The sequence below is a fragment of the Anaerotignum sp. MSJ-24 genome, assembly GCF_018918145.1.
In the GTDB taxonomy this organism is placed as follows: domain Bacteria; phylum Bacillota; class Clostridia; order Lachnospirales; family Anaerotignaceae; genus Metalachnospira.
On sequence record NZ_JAHLPX010000002.1, the window covers coordinates 1 to 17,971 of the forward strand.

Genomic DNA, 17,971 nt, shown 5'->3' on the forward strand with positions numbered 1-17,971 from the left:
GGCTGCCAGAGATAGTAATGCGGTTGGCGGAATCCATTCAATGCATCTTAAGATGCTGCGCCTGTAATACGCCCTTCTAGGGCGAGTACAAACCACTAGTTTAACTAGTGGTTTTGATTCGTTGAAAATAAGTTGCGTCAAATTCGCGTCAAAAGGCGATTTTGATAGCATCGAAATCCGCAAAAGCCTTGTATTTAAAGGCTTTTCTGGCTTCTGCAATTATTCCCACTCGAGCGCCAGACCTTAATTTCTCGTGATAATATGCACTGATAGTGCACTTTTCGCCCACATATTCCACATATTTCAAGCTATCCGTAGCGTCTCGAAGAATTCTGTAGCCATTTTGTAGCCACGGCTATAAGTGCAACCTCCGCTGGCTGATTCACCTCAAAGCCACTTGGTACTATCTTATTTCAAATAATATATGGAGGTTTGCAATATGGAAAAATGCATCTACAACAACAGCAATGGTCTTTGGTATGAACTGCACGGAGATTATTATATGCCGTGTTTGGTCATTCCGGAAGAAGAAGTCCACACCATCGGTATCTGGGGCAGAAAGCACCAGCAGTATCTCAGAGAACATCGTCCTATCATTTACTCTAATCTGATTCTCAGCGGCAAGCTGTATAGCTATCTCGCTGACATTGACACTCAGGCTCGAAATAAGCTCGACCTGCTTGTAATTCAGTTGGCAGAAAAAGAAGGTATCAATGACCAACTGAAAGAACAGAATCAGCTGGCTTGGATTGGAGCCATGAACAATATCCGCAACCGTGCCGAGGAAATCGTCCTCAACGAATTGATCTATGGGGAGGATGCAGTATGAGAATCCTTGAAGAATTCTGGTATGGCAATATTGAGCCGACAGAGTATGACACATCTTCCTGCAAGGAGTACAAGAAACTACTGGAGCTGATTTGCCGGAATGAGGAAAAGATCCAAACCGCCATGACAGACGAACAGAAAGAACTGTTCTCCCGCTACACAGATGCCGTTCGTGAACACCAGATGACAACCGATTGCCTGATATTCCAGAACGGTTTTAAGCTGGGTGCCAGGATAATGCTGGAGGTCATGGAAGAATAACAGTAAGGAGAACAGCCGGGCAGTGATTAGTTGCTCGGCTGATCGTTTATTCTACTCTTCAGCTATGCCTTTTCCCACTTCGTCGCAAACCATTCTAACAACGAAATTAGCATCATGTCTGCACTTGGAAATGATATACTCTTTTGTTTCATCAGTAATCCCGTTCATTTTATGAAGGTGTCGTATAATCAAGTTTTTGATATATACGCTATTAGAATCAACAAGATTCACCAACTGATGGTTTACGATACCGCAATTCTCCGGATTACGAGACATGGTAAGAAGAATGCGGGTGGCATTCCATCTGATATCTGTATATTCAGAATGGAGCCACTGTAAAACATTTTGAAGGATAATTGCCTCCACTCTGCACGGTAATATAACATTTTCTGAACTTTCCAAATATTCGACGATCAGGTGAGTTACTGAGATTGTTGTTGAAACATCGCCCTGAATATACGGCATTAACTCAAGTATATCAGCATACACATCTTTTCCCATAGCGGTATACAATAACTGCAATCCGATTTTCAAGGAAATGCTGTCGATATTAGATGAAATAATCGGATTGTCGGCAACTTCAATGGTCTTCTGCTGCTCAAACAGTTTTTCATATACCCATTGATTTCTTGTATAGTCTTCAGGATATTTTACTGCAATACAAATGAGAAGCGCTATCGCATCAAGTTTTGTAGAAATTCCTTCTTTGGAAATCAGAAGAGTATCTGCAACTACCGAGATAAGCATGTCCATGGTATCTGTATCGAATGTGAGCTCTTTTCCTAACAAAATGGATCTAACTGTTGCAATCTCACATGTGCCATGTCCGAAATAAACACCATCTTTTCCCTGTGTTTCATTGCTTTTTCTAATACATTCTACATATTCTTTCACGAACACAGGCATATCTTGATTTTCATCTTCGTTGGTTTCTAATTTATAGGTACCTTCGTAATAGCTTGATAAGTATTCAGCTATCTTTTTATCCATTTCCTCTGTAAGAGAACGATTTTGCTTTCTGAGAACACACAAAAAGACAGGAGAATGTTTTATCTGCTCTCGTTCTTTTTCACTGCCAAGCACACAATTAATATGTTCAACCAGCGCTTTTGCAGAAGCATCACTCATTTTTCTAAGATCAATGCAATTAGTAATGAACTTAAACATATCCATATACCAGCGACTATAATGCCTGTCAATGAATTGACAGCATATTTCACCGAGCATATCTTGTGACATACGATAAGCTACTCCGGAGAGACACTTGAATATGTTTTGTCCTATAGCCACAACAGAAGTATCACTACTCAACCACGATTTGATTTCTCCAACAATGGATTTTTCGCAAGATTCATAGCATTTATCATCCAGAAAATATCCTACTGAACCGAATGCCAACAGTTGGATGCTTAATCTCTTGTACTTTATTGGATGGTTCAAACAAAAATCCATAATTGATGCTGCTTCGTCAGCGGTTAAATTATTCAAAACCTCCGGATAAGAGTCCTGAATACCTTTGACTTCCTTTTCTTTTCCTTCAAAAATCGCAAATTTGTACAGATTGAGTCTAAGATTCCAATCATCATATTTACAGCTCAAATAAAATACAAAATTCCTGATTTTCTCGTAAATAAGTAAAATATGAGTCAATGAACCATTATACATAGATACAATAAGAGAACTTGCAAGCATTTCACCATACTGGTCTAAGTTGTTGCCTATGGTAACTGAATAAGGAGAACTTGTTTTCTTCTTATACAAACCCTCTATGTATTTTTCATGTAACGATTCATGGATGCGGTCCAGAATCGGATAATAAAGTTCTTCGCTACTTTCTGTTAACTCCTTTTGTGCAGGTGTATCAGAATACTCATTTCTTGCAGTGCAACGAGTCCAGTGCTGATTGCGCAAATCCACCAGAATATCTTTTATGATCCATGTAGGTTGATTAGTTTCTTTTGCAAGATTTAATGCTGCTTCAAGATGCTCTACACACTTTTCGATATCTCCAGCAAAATATGCCTGAATTGCTTGCCAGCGAATCTGAACGACTTGATAATGTTCATTATCTTGCTGTGCTTTCAATGCATCCAGATACATTGCAGTATTGAAGTGTTTGATAGATTTACCTTCAAATAATATAGGGAGAAACTGGATGCCCCAATCATCAAATTCACTTGTTTTTTCCGCTTCATCTTGGTATCTGCCTCGGGGATATCCAAGTACAAATTTCAAAAAGTAATCTCTACATTTATCCACATTTTTTAATGTAGATTTAGGAATAGTAGGAAGCTGATACTTTTCTGTACCAACAACGTCTACTGCTTGAATTTCATCATTTTCACCGGAGTTCAAAACTATTCTTCCAGTACAGTAGTAGTGATATATAGCAACGATATCATCTATCAACGCCTGCGCTCCATCTTGGCTTAATTCGCTAAAACTGTGAACGGTTTTACTTTTGGCAAAATGTGCTCCCATCAAGCTTTGTTCCAATGCAGTTTTTTCTTTTTGTGTTTCATCACAGAAATAGTACAAAGCCTTAATATTATGTTTTTTGACAGTGTCGATTTCCGCCTGTACCCCTGGATTGATTCCGTCTGCATTATCTATTAAGAAAATGCAAATATCACTATCTTCCAATGCCCATGTGTAATGGGATCCAGCAGACAGTGTAGAGGCACCCTTACTCTCAAAAGTGTATGCATCTGCTAATTGTGTGCTCTCAATAGCACTTTTTAAGTCAGCTCTTACTTTATCGTATTTCTCTACACCACAAATCGAACTAATAAAAACTTTAATTTTTTGACCCGGGAATATCGGCAGAGAAGTAGCGTGCCCCTCTGCCTTGGTATATTCCCAGGAAACTCCACCCACAGGTGTGCTTATGCTCGTTAACCTTACACCCATAATGCTCCTTCTAAACGAATGTATAATTTGCTCTCATAAATTATTCCTGTGCGCCCTTCTTCAAATTGCAATCACGGCAAAGCATCTGGCAGTTTTCCGGTGTAGTTTTACCACCCTTAGACCATGGTGTGATATGGTCTGCGTGCATCTGCTCAAACTCGAATGCTTCACCACAGATAGGACACTTATGCCCCTGTTTCTCATAAGCCGCCAGTGCATCACGGCGGTCAAATGTACGAATGGACAATTTCTTTTCTTCGCCTGTCAGCAAATACTCATATATACCGGATTTCTTTGTAACATCTTCGTCACCCATAAGGCGTTGAATTTCCAATTCCAGCTTTTTAGGATCGAGGTCAGTTCTCTTGCCATGTACATTGTAGAACAATCCCCAAGGCAGCCCTTTCATTTCTTTACGTTTCTTAGGGAAGATAGCCTGAACCCAATCAATCACAGAACGGAAATAGTTCCAGAGGATAACTGCACTTGGGTCATTCTGGTGCTGAGCCATATAGGCTTCAATCGTTTTTCCTTCAGCACTGGCAGCCCATAGAATTGCCGTTTCCAGATATTCCTGACGGATAGAAGCTCCCTTTAGGTAGTCTCCAGCAAGTGTGTCTGCAGCACATCCGGTCTTTGAAAAATATCTCTTCGCATCAGAAACCCATGAACCGGCATACACCGCATTTCGCAGTTCCTGATCTGTGAGCTGTTCGCCAGCAATATTGATGATTCTGAACCATTCCAGTTTCTCAGAATCAGTTCCATCGCACACATAAACGAATAGAGGATAATCCAAAATCTGCTTTTTCTTATCCACAGGCAGATTATAGAAATACTTATCATCAACAGAGAAAGAGCCATCCACATATTCGCATACGGAAATGGTACGCTGCTGACCATCAAGCACTTCAAATCCGTCTGTTCCGTCCTCTTTCTTGACCTTGCACCAATAAATGACATTCAGCGGCAAGCCTTTCATTACGGTGCGGATTACTTCATCACGTTGCTTGTCTTTATAAACAAATTCCCTCTGATATTTAGGACGAATATCAAGAAGCTCATTATAACCAACAACGCCTTCCTCTGCATCATTGAAATATCCTTCATAAACTTCGCCTATTGTAACTTTTAATTCTTTTATTTCCACAATTTATCTCTCCTTAGGCTGTTCGGGATTTCTGTTTCGTATAATAACCCTACGATATGGAACAACGCATTTTCCATCCGAATCGTAGTAACACAAATCAGGGTGCCCCTCTGAAATCTGTGCTGTCCCGCCTTGAGCAAAATAATCTTGAACAAATTCGGCACTCATACCAGTCTTGCCAGGCAAAGTCATCTCTCTGCTCAATCCCAAGATTTCAAACTGTTCTGGATTATATTGACTCATGAATGTAATAGGCACACCCATCAATCCTGCGAAATCACAAGGAATGTCCACAATTTTATTCACATTGATACTGTTTTCAAGATTTTCGTATGAAGGGTACTCCTCGGGAGAATACCTTTTCACAAGTATCATTTTTTCATGTCTAAGACGAAAATCCAGATTAGTATACCAACAACAATTACGGAATTTAACTCTGCGTGTTTCTGGATCATAAACACCTTTCGCATATTGAGAGGTATCAACACCCTCTGGAATATAAAAATACGCATTTCCAGACTGGAATGGTGCACCCAACCACATTTTATCACTTTGCATCAATGGGAAAATCTCTTTCATGGAAATGGCATTGGTGCTTCCGATTATTATAAAGCTTTTCTCATAATCCATAAGGGTAGCAATATATTCTCTGAACAATGAGAAAGGCGGATTTGTAGCAACAATATCAGCCTCTTTCAGTAGTTCTATGCACTCTGTGCTTCGGAAATCTCCGTCCCCATTAAGCTCTGTCAGTTCGTTTTCTCCTGACTTGAACAACTCCGCAACATCAACCATGTCTACGCCACCATCACCAGTTGTATCATAAACCTTTGTTACAATGGCTTTATATGGTCGTTTAGAATTTTCGTCCTCAATGCAGTTTTCGCCAAAGCTAAAAGCTAACTGTCCATCACTATTTTCATAATACTGTAGTTGCTGCCCTGCAACAGGAGAGGAAAAATAGCAAGTTGCGATCAATTTTTTCAAGCCTAAGCGATTAAAATTCAAGACAAAATACTTAAAGAAATTGCTTTCAAAAGGGTCATCACAGTTACAGAGTACTGTTTTCCCATTGAAGTGTTGCTTGAAATAGCGCATTTCTCTTTCTATATCAGTAAGCTGTGTATAAAACTCATCCTGCTTTGCCTTTCTTGCACGATCAAAGCTGGCGTTCTTTGCCATTATTCCTTCACCTCACTTTCCTGTTGTTCCTGCAACCACAAACGGATTAACGCAGAAACCGTCATATCTTTATTAAGCGCAATCTGCTTTAGAGCTTTTCGTTCCTCTTTTGTCATTGTAATCATAAGATTCACCATATTTCTTTCAGCCATAATCTTATACCTCGTAACACATTTACTTGTGTATCTGTGTAACAGTGTAACATAAGCATTCTTAAAAATCAATCTATCCTCTGTGCTGAAAAAATCATTTCGCATAGGTTAATGTTCTCTCGTTTTACAAATCGGCAAGCAGTGTAAACCTGTACAGGTTCACTCATTTTCTCGATTTTCCCTCTGGGTCAATCTTCACAAATTTGCTTGTTGGGGAAGCATCCCCAAGCCCCTTTGAACGGTATCTGCGATACCGGCTGCACGATTTTCCAATCGTTTTATAAGAAACAAAATTTTTCATTTTCATCTTTACAACAAAAAAGTGATGACCGCAAAATCACTAAGTGGGGAACACCCACTTTCGGTGGAACCGCTGCAATCATCACTCTCTTATCTGCAACTAACAGGAGCGTGGCACGCTCCTGTCATCTCTCCCAAGGAGAAGTTGTCCATCGGAAGCTCTGCGGAACTCCACGTTCATCCAAATAGCGCTGGCGGGCTGCTTCTCGTTCTTCCAGGGTAGGGGCAGTCTTGTACTTTGCATACCATTCATGCCGCACCATAGCTTCCAATTTTTGCTCCAAGCCATATCGGATTTCATCCGCATAATCGTCATCCATCATCAGATGATATTGGAGCAAAGCGACAAATAAATCATAAGGGATTTGCACATTTTTCATTTTCGATTCGTTCCTTTCCTGTCCGTGTCGGTGGTGACGATGGTGACGGTGTTTTAGGTACCGCCACCACTATCAAAATCATCGTCACAACCGTCACGCTGCTCTGAAACTCGTTTTAAGATGATTCTTCTCCCTGCGTGAGTGCGAATATTTTCATATTGAGTCTGGCACTCGTGAAGCAACCTGCTTGCATTGACATTCAGGTGTTTTGTCAAAAGATTGGGCTTTACCTCTAACTGTAAGGCTTCTGCCAGTTCCGTTGGTGTTCCACTCCACTCTGGAATTTCTTCCGACAGCAAAGCTGCAACCTTTTCCAGAATCGGATCTGGCGGAATCTGCCACAGTTCTGTTTCGGATTTTTCCAGCTCCCAAACAAGACGTTCCATATCCTTTTTTAGAATTAGTCTTTGCTCTGGTTGGTCTCTGCCGGACACTTCCAGTACAGCCGTATTGACTGTGCGTTTTTCTTTTTGCAGAACGAAAGCTCCGTCGGCAGCGCCGAGCAATCCATTGGTGCCGGAAATCATATCAAACTTATCATCAGCTTGCTGTTTTCGGGTGTGATGCACCAGCAGCAGCGCAATGCCAGTCTGATCTGCAAAGTGTTTTAGCTGACCAATCATTTCATAATCGCTTGCATAGCTGTATCTGTCTCCGTTGGCTTCTCTGATTTTCTGCAAAGTATCAATGATAATCAACCGAGTGTCTCTGTGCTCTGATACAAAACGAGTCAGCTGTTCGTAAAGCCCTGCACCGAGCTGTTTGGCGCAAGTTGCGAAGTGGAGGGTATCTGTACCCTCTACTCCGAACATACGGGATAAACGCTCCTGTAAACGCCTGTAGTCATCCTCCAAGGCAAGGTATAAGACCGTACCCGCATGGACAGGATAGTTCCAGAGTGCTTGTCCTGTGCTGACATGATAGGCGATCTGCGCCATCAGGAATGATTTGCCGACCTTGGGAGCGCCTACAAACAGATAGGTGCCGGGATAAAGCAAACCGTCAATAATTGGTAGTCTGCTTTCGTATACAGTATCATACAGCTGGCTCATAGTCATGGTAGCCAGATAGGACGGGTCCGACATTCTCTGCATCTGACGAAGCATCTCCTCCATACTTTCATCTATGGGATCGATTTCTTCGTTGCCAGTTGCTATAATTTCATTTGTTACATAGGAAAGCGACTGTTCCCCATCTGCGCCAACAGATGGAATCGGGACGGTCGTTTTTTCTTTTTCTCCCATCAAGCGCTTTCACCTCCAATTTCCAGGTCGTAGAACTTTTGCTTGAAGAACTGGATAGGGCATTTGCCGGCAATGGTGTGATAGCCCATACTTTTCAGTTCTTTGTTCAGATCTCGGATGACCTGATAGGACTTGCTGCGGCTCACATTCAAAATCTGCTGGACTTCTTCTGCGGTGATAAACTGTGCTCTCATTAGTACCTCCTGTGTTCAAAAGATGATTTGCGTATGTATAATTCACTAATTTCCATAGCATTTTATAAATACGCACTTTTAATACGTTTTCATTATACGAACAAAGGATGCTTTTGTCAATACTTGCAGAATAAAAATATGTACTTGCAATTCGCATTATCCTGTGATATGATATGGACGAGGTGAATGATATATGGACAATTTCGATTATTCCATAATCGGCCAGCGGATAAAAACACTACGAAAACGCAAAGGGCTGAATCAGACACAACTGGCAAACCTAATCGGCAAATCTCTGCGCACCATGCAGAAGTATGAAACCGGAGAAATCGAGGTTTCCATTGATGTCGTCAATGCACTGGCAAAACATCTTGATACTACGCCGACCTTTATTCTTGGCTATGAAACCAATACGGCGCCGATCAGAAGTCTTGCAGACATAATGAACTTCCTGTTTGAACTGGACAAGGTTTCTTCGCTTAAATTCAATGTAGATGTGCAGAAACCGCCCCGCAGCAATGAGTGGACCTGTTCCATCCGTTTCAACGGCAAGGAAATGGATGCCGACCACAATGCGGATATGTGCCTGTTCTTGGAACAATGGGAAGAGATGCGTGAGGATATGCGCAGCTACAACTGTACTCCTGCAGCATTACATAGCTGGCAAGAGCAGACCCTTGCGTACTATGCTGGGGCTTCCGTGGAATGTGTGAAACCGGAAGAACTTGACGAGGACGAGCGCTTGGCTCGTCGCAGAGCTTATCTTGAAAAGGAGTTCGGCTCTGAGAAGTAATTAAGGTCTGACATTGGGATAGAAAAGGAGAACACAATGTCAGTAACAAGAGACAAAAGCACAGGAAAATGGATGTCTCAAATCCGAGTAAAGGATTGGACAGGAAAGGAGATTCACAAAAAGAAAAGAGGCTTCAATACCAAGAAAGAAGCCGTACAATGGGAACGTGATTTTATCAGTCAGGCAGATGGTAGCCTGGGCATGAAGTTTAAGGATTTCGTTGCACTCTATATGAAAGATGCTGATCCTCGTCTCAGAGAAACAACTTTAGCCAACAAGCGCTACCTGTTCGATAAGAAGGTCCTTCCTTACTTCGGTGAGATGCCGATCAATGCCATCAAGCCGACCGATATTCGCAATTGGCAAAACGAGCTGATTCACTACCGCCGTCCCAACGGCAAATGTTATTCGCCAACCTATTTGCGAACCATCAACAACCAGCTCACCGCAGCCTTCAACTTTGCGGTGAAGTTCTATGGGCTGAGAGAGAACCCCTGTCACAAGGCAGGAACTATGGGTAAGAAAAACGCCGATGAAATGCTGTTCTGGACGAACGAGGAATTCAAGGTGTTTATCGAAGCCATGGAGGAAAGACCTGTTGGATACGCAATCTTTACGGTGATGTACTACACCGGGTTGCGTGTTGGCGAGCTACTGGCTCTGACACCAGAGGATATCGACTTTGACAGACACATTATTTCTGTCAACAAGAACTACCAGCGTCTGAACGGAAAAGACTATATCTATCCGCCTAAGACAGAAGCTGGCTACCGTGAGGTGGTCATGCCTAAGGTACTGGAAAGCTGTCTGAAAGACTATCTGGCAAAGCTCTACGATGTACAGCCGACAGACCGTATTTTCCCTTATGATAGGGGCTGGGTCGGCAGACAGATGAAGTATGGTTGTGACCACTCCGGAACACAGAAAATCAGGGTGCACGATGTACGTCATACCCACGCCAGTTTGCTGATTGACATGGGCTGTACGCCACTTCTGGTAGCAAAACGCTTGGGACACGAAAGGGTGCAAACCACCATGGAAACCTACAGCCATCTGTACCCGAACAAGCAGACCGAAGTTGCCGCTCAGCTTGATGCCATAGCCACAAACGATGATGGCTACGAAAAAATGCCTGATGTAGCCAATTTGTAGCCAGTAAAAAACAAGAATCCCGGAAAACCCTGTAATATCAAGGTTTTCCGGGACTCAAAAGCCTAATTTAATTTATTCCCACTCTTCTTACGAAGCTTAACTTAACACATTTTGTTTAGCGATTATTGCTTCGTATCCTCTTGATTATCTAATGTATTCGTATTATCCTGACTTAAAAAGCTCCTGTTATCATTTTGTTATCGAGGTTGATAACAAGAATAGTAACATCGTGGATAATAACAAGTGGTATATAAGTATTATAAACGATTTTGCTTGGAATTTCAAGGGTTACAAGGAAATATCTATAAACCAAAAGCCTTGCCTTATCTTAAATCACACATCACCTTCGCAATATCAGTATCTATATTTCACTCTTATTACTTATCAAATTTTTATTTATCAATATCCCAATTTTTCTCCAATCAAAATAATCTCAAACTCGCCCGTCATCGGCTTTGACCATAACACCGACAGTCCTCGGCAGATACGTTCGGGACTTTTGCAATCATAGCAACGAAGCTCACCAACGGCGCAGGGCGTTTTGAGTCCGAAGCGGCGGGCGTTCAGAGGCGATGCGATATTTCTCGCACGCCAAAGTGCGCTGTCGTAGTCTTTGGCAATTTTGTTTTCGCCTGCGACAAGATACACCTTTTCGTGTCCGTAAAAGATTGATGCCACACGATTGCAGTTGCCGTCGATATTGATGATCTCGCCCGTTTCGGCAAGTCCGTTGACCGAGGACACGTAGATCTCGGCGGCATTTGCGGCAAGGCGCACCTCTTTACTCGTTTTGCCTTCAGGAATACGCTGATGCCAACGCACGTCGTTATGTGTGGAAAGTGCCTTGTAAAGCCCCATTTCTTCTAACGTCATAGAGCCACCGAAGCCGACGGTCTTGCCATCAATCTCGCCGTTTATGTACTCGGTCGCTTCTGCTGTCGTATCAAAGCAGGATACCTTGTAACCGAGGGCTTCTAATTTCTTTTTTATCGTATCGAAGTTCATTTTAAGTATCCTTTCGTACCATTTCCACAAGGGCTTTGTTGCGGTAGGTAAGGTCGTTCCTGACCGTAAAACCTTGCTTTTCCCAAAAGGCGTTGCCGCCTTGATTTCGCTCAAACACCACAAGCGCTACTTTAGTTATGCCGACAGACCTCAAGGTTTCCAGTGCCGCCGACACGAGCGCCGATCCAATGCCTTGTCTGTGATAGTCGGGATGCACCGCTGTGTGATAGATAAATCCGCGCCTACCGTCGTTGCCTGCCATAATGACACCGACAAGCCTACCGTCGCGCTCTGCGACAAAGCAGGTATCGGGGTTGCGGTCAAGAAAACGGACAATGCCACTTTCTGAATCGTCTACATCGTTTAGCCCCATGCCTTTATTGGCAAGCCATAGGTTATATACATCGCTGTAATCTGCTATTTGCATTTTGCGTATCATTGTCGTTTTCCTCACTTATTTGTTCGTATAGTAGAAGAAAATATCCTTCTTGTTCTCCTGCGACGTGCCGTTATACACGTGGGTGTTCAGCCCACCGATCTCAAAGCCGTTGCCAAGATAAAAGTGGCAGGCACCGAGATTGTTGTCCTGACCTTGCGTGTAAACGCCGATGTAGCCGTTATCCTTTGCGACCTTTTTGGACTCGTCAATCAGCATTTTGCCGACACCTTTACTGCGATACTCGGCGTTGACCTTCAAGTCATAAAGGTACATATATTTGAACATATCGTGGCGCAGAATGGCAAGACCAATGCATTTGTCCCCGTCGTATGCGCCGATAAAAATGTGCTTCTTTGCCATCTTATCATAATTGTAATTCTCGTCGGGAAAGCACATTTGGGTGTGGTTTTCGGGCGGGAATACAAGCTCCGTATGATCCCATTTGCCGTTGTTGTAGGACGGCAGCATCAGTCCGAATAGTCGGAAAGGGTGATTGGGAATGTTAATATCGTCTTTTCTATCACTATCTATAATTTTTACAGTTATCATTAAAATCACCTTCAAATTCACTTTTTTGCAAGTCGGTAGCTTTCGTCAATCCGAGTGCAAACTTCCTCGGTCTGTATGCGACCGTCAAGGATAATCGTGTACCAATTCTTTTTGTTCATGTGCCAACCGGGGAAATAGCGGACGTTGTCAATCGTCTGCTCCATAAGTTCCTTTTCAAGCCGCAGGTCTATAATTTCAAGAATTTCATCGGTCGGGAGTCCCAACTTGCGTCCCGATACGGTAAGAATTGCGCCGTACCATTTTTGGTTGTCTTTTCTTCTCCATACGGCATTGTCGGGAAACTTTTCCCATAGATATTCAAGTTCATCACCGTATGTATCCCGAACATAATCGATAACCGCAAGCGTTTGGTCGTTTTTGAAAACGGAAAAATCAAAGCATTTACCAGCGATCTCTGAAAGAACGCTCCCGATCTCGGTTCTTACTTCACCTACAAAAGAGCCTGCCGCACTCGTCTTATACAAAACATACGGCTCATCGGTTTCTTTTTCTACAAGTCGTGTATCGACATTGCCGTTCTTCGTCACCAAAACGGTAAGCAAAAAGGCTTCGTTCATAATAGGCACAGTATATTCAAAGCTACCATTTCGCATTTCAAAACCGAAACTCTGTAGTTTTTCGATATTTAGCTTTCTTCTATGGAAAATATCTTCAAACATAACTGTGCCTGCCTTTGTTTTCAAACTTGAAAGTTCATTTTTAATGTATTATATCACAGAAATATGACTTTTTCTACCTGTTTTACAAAGTAAAGCGGCGGCAAGGAGTTTTATTCTCCCTGCCGCCGTTAATCATAGTGATAAATTTTACTTGTTCCATTCGGAGAGCAGTTTCACCACATCTGCCGTTTTCAACACCTTGCCCATTGAAACCACCTGCTCGTTCACCACAAGCGCCGGAATGTGCATAACACCATATTCCATAACCTTTTTCAAGTCCGTAATATATTCTACTTCTACGGAAATCCCCATTGCTTTAACGGCGGATTGTGTGTTCTCATAAAGAGCATGACAACACCCTGAACCTAATACCTTGATACAGCAAATTCTGCCTTGTATGTCTTGACAACAGTTATTCAAATTTTCCGGTTCAACTGTTTCAGACACGGAACAGTTACCATTGCAAGTACAAACAGGAGCGTTTATTTCTTTTTCTTTCTTCTTTCCAAAACCAAATAATGCCATAATTATTACCTCCAAATTTTATATAATCAAAGGTTGGATCAGATTAAAGAAATATCCAACCACAATAATTCCTACCGTACATACTCCAATAAAGATGGCAAGCAGCTTTGGCTTAACTGCCTTGCGAAGCATAATCATAGAAGGCAGGGACAGCGTTGTAACACCCATCATAAAGGACAAAACTACACCAAGCAAAGCACCCTTTGCAAGTAAAGCTTCTGCAATCGGAATTGTGCCGAAAATATCTGCATACATAGGAATACCTGCGACAGTTGCAAGGATAACACCGAACGGATTGTTATCGCCAAGCACCTTTACGATAAAGTCTTCCGGTATCCAGTTATGGATAAAGGTGCCGACACCGACTCCAACCAATACATAGGGAAATACCTTCTTTGCAGTTTCAGCCACCTGCTCCCACGCAAATTTCATACGGTCTTTGAAATGCAGTTCCTCTTGCGGTACTTCAAGGGTATGACCGTTTCGGATATATTCCTCCACTTGATTTTCAAGGTGAAGCTTCTCGATAATTGTGCCGCCAAGAACGGCAATAACAAGACCGAGTATGACGTAGAGTACAGCAACTTTCCAACCGAAAATGCTCATCAACAACACAAGGCTGCCGAGATCGACCATCGGGGAAGAAATAAGGAACGAAAATGTTACACCGAGAGGAAGTCCCGCACTTGTAAAGCCGATAAATAACGGGATAGACGAGCAAGAACAGAAAGGCGTTACTGTACCAAGCAAAGCGGCAACAATATTTGCTCCAATTCCGTGAAATCTGCCGAGTATCTTCTTTGTTCGCTCCGGCGGGAAATAGCTTTGAATATACGAAATAATCAAAATCACCACACCGAGCAATACCATAATTTTGATGGTATCATAGATAAAGAAATGAATGCTGCTGCCGATCTTGCCGGTTGTATCCAACCCAACGGCATTCAGAATCGTTGCAAGAAGCCGATCCAGCCAATTCATTCCGAGAACTTCATCTTGGATGAAGTTCCACACAGTTTTTAGTGCTTCCATAAGAAAAAGCTCCTTTCATACATAAATATATTGAGATGTGTCTATATATAGGTGTTAAAGGAAGTCGTGCGGAAAAGATTGGACTTCCTGCTTTTCACATCACGACTTGTTATCCCTTTGGGGCGGATGTTAACTCCTTTATACAATCCGCAGCGACTTTCGCCCCTTCTGCCGAAATGGAATAATACATCCACTTACCTTCTTTGCGACCAAGCACAATACCGGAGTCACAAAGAATTTTCATATGATGGGACAGCGTAGGCTGTGTTACATTGAGTTCATCAAGCATTTTACAAGCACACTTTTCGCCGCTTCGGAGCATTTTCAAAATGCGGATACGGTTTTCATCGCAAAATGCTTTGAAGATCAACGCCATCTTTTTTTCATCCATCCGAAACACCTCCAATAGACAATCATCTATATGTATTATATGCAATACATAGATGTTTGTCAATAGGTTTTGCAAAAAAAAAGAAGCGGCGGCAGAGAAATTTTATTCTCCCTGCCGTCACTGACGTTATGCGAATATCAATTTTGCTTATTGACAATTATCTCGTCAACCTTTCAAGTGCCTCATCCTGCGTAGCAACAAAGAACACATCCTTGCCTTTATTACTCTCGTAAATAAAATCCTTCAGCGGCTTGCTTGTATAGTGAGAATAATCTCCGAAGATGGCGAGTTTTGCTTGATAGGTGATGAATTTTTCGAGCATCTCGCCCGCAAGACCTCGACTAAGGATAAAGAAGTCATCGGCTACGGCACTTTTTTCAATGGCAATCAGATTTGTGCCTACCTCATATTTAGCGGTCATAATGAGGTCAAGTGCCGATTGCACATCGGTCAATACTTTTTCAGCTCCCGTGATCACGGCAACCGTTTTTTCATTTCTTATAAATTTCTCAACATTCATTTTCTGTTTCTCCATTTGTTATTTCACGATTGGCAGTTTCCTCCTGCAATATCCTGCGAACCGCCTCTTTCAATTTTGCATTAGCCGACGATGACGGATCAAAGCACATCGAAAGAAACGATGATAATTGCGTGTCCTCTAACGGCTTCGGCTGAGCATCGTACAACTGTCCATGCGGCTCGTCACATCTTCCGAAAATATAATCCAACGATACATTGAAAAAATCCGCATACTTCATCAACACACCGTAAGGCGGAAAGGATTGAGCGTTTTCATAGCGAAAGATGGCAGGCTGATCTAAATCAAAAACAGCCGCAAGCCTTGCTTGTGAGACGTGTATCCCTTCTCTCAGCTCGGTCAATCTATGTGCAACAATGGCAGGTTTCTTTTCCATAATATTCTCCCATAATCGTGATAATATAAATATTATATACGAAATTTATATTATTGTCAATACGCATAATGAATTAACGGCAGGGATTTTTATCTCCCTGCCGCCGCTGACGTTATGCGAATATCAATTCTGCATTTACAATTTCTGTGGCTCTGCTGCGGATATTATTCATACGACCAACCCACTCCATTTGATTATCCGCTTTGAGTTTTTCCGTCACTCCCTCACGCTCTGCCATCTGTTTTACGAGCCGAAAAAACATATCCTCAGCCTGCTTGTCGATCTCGGTAAGGTGGTCATTGAGTTTTCCGGTGGTGAGCAAATTGGTGTATAAAACCTTCCGGTTTTGCTTTAGATACCGTAAATGCCGCTGCCCCCATAAGCCGATTTCGGTTTCTTTTTCGGGTGGTAATTGCAGATCGGGCAGATAATAATCGCCTTGCAAAGTGTAGCGGATGCCGGTTCTTTCGTCTGTGAAATGCTGTTTCATTGTGTGTTCCTACCTTTCATAATTTCTATTTTTTGAGCGTTGCCCACGCTCTTGGGGTTGATTTTTGGGTGCAGGAATCGGCTCATACATAATGCTCTTTTCCTGCTTTTTGAAGCGTTCAAGAATACCGTCTATAAATTCCTTAACCGCTTTCGGAGCTGCTTTTAATGCTTCAAGGTATGGGCGGCACTTCTCAGTCAGCTCAGATAACGCTTCCTTCAGCCGAGAAACTTCCGACTGTAACGACCATATTTGCCGTGACAAATATCGGTTTTGGTCTTGCAATTTTCGCACCTCGGACTCTGCCGAGTAGCTACGCTTCGCAAGAGAAGTCAGCTTCTGATAGTCCTCTGCCGACACGGTGTATTTTCCCGTGAGAGATTTTTTGCCGGAATTGTCTATCTCCATAAAAGTCATTGAAGCGGTTTTCTTGTCATCATAACGCACCTGCACATCGGCAATTTTCTCTTGCAGATCGGACAGCCGCTTTTGATCCTGCTTAATTTTGTGTTCAAGCGAGGTGAGATTTTCAGCGGTGCTGCCACGCTCTCCACGGCTAAAACCGTTAAAGCCTGCACTCTGCATATGCTCATAAAATTTGTCTTGCAGAACACTGTAGGAAGCGTGATAAACTTGTTTCCCTTTGCTGTTGAGAATGGGATTTCCGTCTTCGTCAAGTGCTTTTTCGGAACGCCATTTCTTTGAATGGCTTACTTGATGAATGACCTCTTTGACCGTTCCCACAAGTTCGGGGCTCTTGCACCGCTTTGACCAACGGACTTCTTTATCCACCACCGGCAATGCCATAATGTGCAAATGGTAGTGATAAATCGGTCTGCCGTATTTCTCGGTCATTGCTACGTTCAGCTCGTCAGCGTGCATTACGGCTGAAATAATATTGTCCTTGCCGTATATTTTTTCTGCAAAGCGGAACGCTTCTTCATAGAATCTGCAAGCAAAATCATAGCCGCCGTTCTTCTCAAAATACTCGGTGTTGACATCCATAATCATCTCGTCAAAGACCTTCGCATCGGGTTTCAAGCCTTTCAGCGATACCGTTTCTGCGGCAATCATTTGGTCGAGATATTCATTATAGGTCAGCTCACCGCAACCCTTAAAGCTAACGTTCATCGGGGTACGGGAGAGGTCAACGTTCATATTTTCATAACTCTCGTTTTTGCGTTCAATGTGTCGCTCAAACTTGCCGACAGATGCTCTCGTTCGGGTTTCCACACGAGCGACACTAAAATTTTCCTTCGCCATCTTCTCACTTCCTTTCCATAGGCGAAATTTTGGAGAGCCGCTGTTACACAACTTTTTCAAAGTGTGTAACCCACTATGACACTTTCAGCAATTCTGCTGCAAAGATGTCGTGGGCTCTCCGAGGGGGGTGTAGGGCG

Annotated in this window: 22 protein-coding genes; 4 read left to right on the forward strand and 18 right to left on the reverse strand. The window is 42.6% G+C overall.

Annotation, left to right across the window (positions count from 1 at the left end; genetic code table 11):
- Positions 1-439 precede the first annotated feature (439 nt).
- Positions 440-829, forward strand: coding sequence for a TnpV protein (locus KQI66_RS01715; protein ID WP_216426994.1), 390 nt, complete (start codon positions 440-442; stop codon positions 827-829).
- Positions 826-1,089, forward strand: a complete 264-nt coding sequence (locus KQI66_RS01720) for a DUF6809 family protein (RefSeq protein ID WP_216426995.1) — start codon at positions 826-828, stop codon at positions 1,087-1,089. The genes KQI66_RS01715 and KQI66_RS01720 overlap by 4 nt, the downstream gene beginning before the upstream one ends.
- A 51-nt stretch (positions 1,090-1,140) precedes the next feature.
- Here the strand turns inward: KQI66_RS01720 and KQI66_RS01725 are convergent, their stop codons facing one another.
- The 7 genes from KQI66_RS01725 to KQI66_RS01755 all read right to left on the reverse strand — a co-directional run bounded on the left by KQI66_RS01725 (position 1,141) and on the right by KQI66_RS01755 (position 8,601).
- Positions 1,141-3,999 carry a hypothetical protein gene (locus KQI66_RS01725; RefSeq protein ID WP_216426996.1) on the reverse strand — a complete coding sequence of 953 codons (2,859 nt, stop codon included), beginning with the start codon at positions 3,997-3,999 and terminating at the stop codon, positions 1,141-1,143.
- A 40-nt stretch (positions 4,000-4,039) separates the two neighbouring features.
- Entirely contained in the window at positions 4,040-5,149 is a 1,110-nt protein-coding gene (locus KQI66_RS11460; RefSeq protein ID WP_216426997.1) for an HNH endonuclease family protein, read from the reverse strand.
- Positions 5,150-5,152: 3 nt separating this feature from the next.
- Positions 5,153-6,331, reverse strand: coding sequence for an adenine-specific methyltransferase EcoRI family protein (locus KQI66_RS01735; protein WP_216426998.1), 1,179 nt, complete (start codon positions 6,329-6,331; stop codon positions 5,153-5,155).
- The gene (locus tag KQI66_RS01740; protein WP_216426999.1) at positions 6,331-6,483 is read right to left on the reverse strand and encodes a hypothetical protein; all 153 of its coding nucleotides are present in this window, start codon (positions 6,481-6,483) and stop codon (positions 6,331-6,333) included. Before KQI66_RS01740 ends, KQI66_RS01735 begins: the two co-directional genes overlap by 1 nt.
- A 425-nt stretch (positions 6,484-6,908) precedes the next feature.
- Positions 6,909-7,163, reverse strand: coding sequence for a complexin-2 (locus KQI66_RS01745; RefSeq protein ID WP_216427000.1), 255 nt, complete (start codon positions 7,161-7,163; stop codon positions 6,909-6,911).
- A 53-nt stretch (positions 7,164-7,216) separates the two neighbouring features.
- Entirely contained in the window at positions 7,217-8,407 is a 1,191-nt protein-coding gene (locus KQI66_RS01750) for a helicase RepA family protein (protein ID WP_216427001.1), read from the reverse strand.
- Positions 8,407-8,601: an ICEBs1 excisionase gene (locus KQI66_RS01755; RefSeq protein WP_216427002.1), complete on the reverse strand. Its 195-nt coding sequence runs from the start codon at positions 8,599-8,601 to the stop codon at positions 8,407-8,409. The genes KQI66_RS01750 and KQI66_RS01755 overlap by 1 nt, the downstream gene beginning before the upstream one ends.
- A 193-nt stretch (positions 8,602-8,794) precedes the next feature.
- Here KQI66_RS01755 and KQI66_RS01760 point away from each other — a divergent pair, with 193 nt between their 5' ends.
- Both KQI66_RS01760 and KQI66_RS01765 read left to right on the forward strand, forming a co-directional pair.
- Positions 8,795-9,394, forward strand: coding sequence for a helix-turn-helix domain-containing protein (locus KQI66_RS01760; RefSeq protein WP_216427003.1), 600 nt, complete (start codon positions 8,795-8,797; stop codon positions 9,392-9,394).
- Between the two features lie 36 nt (positions 9,395-9,430).
- Positions 9,431-10,546 carry a site-specific integrase gene (locus tag KQI66_RS01765; RefSeq protein ID WP_216427004.1) on the forward strand — a complete coding sequence of 372 codons (1,116 nt, stop codon included), beginning with the start codon at positions 9,431-9,433 and terminating at the stop codon, positions 10,544-10,546.
- A gap of 399 nt (positions 10,547-10,945) precedes the next feature.
- On the opposite strand, the gene KQI66_RS01770 is transcribed toward KQI66_RS01765, so the two are convergent.
- From KQI66_RS01770 to KQI66_RS01820, 11 genes are all read right to left on the reverse strand, one after another.
- On the reverse strand, positions 10,946-11,551 hold the full coding sequence (locus KQI66_RS01770; protein ID WP_216427005.1) for a lactate utilization protein: 606 nt from the start codon (positions 11,549-11,551) through the stop codon (positions 10,946-10,948).
- Position 11,552: 1 nt separating this feature from the next.
- Positions 11,553-11,990 (reverse strand): GNAT family N-acetyltransferase, encoded by a 438-nt coding sequence (locus tag KQI66_RS01775; RefSeq protein ID WP_209346206.1) that lies wholly within the window; start codon positions 11,988-11,990, stop codon positions 11,553-11,555.
- A gap of 15 nt (positions 11,991-12,005) precedes the next feature.
- Positions 12,006-12,539 carry a GNAT family N-acetyltransferase gene (locus KQI66_RS01780; RefSeq protein ID WP_209346208.1) on the reverse strand — a complete coding sequence of 178 codons (534 nt, stop codon included), beginning with the start codon at positions 12,537-12,539 and terminating at the stop codon, positions 12,006-12,008.
- 17 nt (positions 12,540-12,556) lie between these two features.
- Complete coding sequence (locus KQI66_RS01785; RefSeq protein ID WP_209346210.1) at positions 12,557-13,219, reverse strand: MmcQ/YjbR family DNA-binding protein; 663 nt, start codon at positions 13,217-13,219, stop codon at positions 12,557-12,559.
- A gap of 147 nt (positions 13,220-13,366) precedes the next feature.
- Positions 13,367-13,744, reverse strand: a complete 378-nt coding sequence (locus KQI66_RS01790; RefSeq protein ID WP_216427006.1) for a thioredoxin family protein — start codon at positions 13,742-13,744, stop codon at positions 13,367-13,369.
- 18 nt (positions 13,745-13,762) lie between these two features.
- Complete coding sequence (locus KQI66_RS01795; protein ID WP_216427007.1) at positions 13,763-14,776, reverse strand: permease; 1,014 nt, start codon at positions 14,774-14,776, stop codon at positions 13,763-13,765.
- A 109-nt stretch (positions 14,777-14,885) separates the two neighbouring features.
- Positions 14,886-15,167, reverse strand: a complete 282-nt coding sequence (locus KQI66_RS01800; protein WP_178418505.1) for an ArsR/SmtB family transcription factor — start codon at positions 15,165-15,167, stop codon at positions 14,886-14,888.
- A gap of 157 nt (positions 15,168-15,324) precedes the next feature.
- Positions 15,325-15,687: a DUF4180 domain-containing protein gene (locus KQI66_RS01805; RefSeq protein WP_178418504.1), complete on the reverse strand. Its 363-nt coding sequence runs from the start codon at positions 15,685-15,687 to the stop codon at positions 15,325-15,327.
- On the reverse strand, positions 15,677-16,081 hold the full coding sequence (locus KQI66_RS01810; RefSeq protein WP_178418503.1) for a helix-turn-helix domain-containing protein: 405 nt from the start codon (positions 16,079-16,081) through the stop codon (positions 15,677-15,679). The genes KQI66_RS01805 and KQI66_RS01810 overlap by 11 nt, the downstream gene beginning before the upstream one ends.
- Before the next feature lie 112 nt (positions 16,082-16,193).
- Positions 16,194-16,571 (reverse strand): TnpV protein, encoded by a 378-nt coding sequence (locus KQI66_RS01815; protein ID WP_178418502.1) that lies wholly within the window; start codon positions 16,569-16,571, stop codon positions 16,194-16,196.
- A 9-nt stretch (positions 16,572-16,580) separates the two neighbouring features.
- Positions 16,581-17,834: a plasmid recombination protein gene (locus KQI66_RS01820; protein ID WP_178418501.1), complete on the reverse strand. Its 1,254-nt coding sequence runs from the start codon at positions 17,832-17,834 to the stop codon at positions 16,581-16,583.
- Positions 17,835-17,971: the final 137 nt, after the last annotated feature.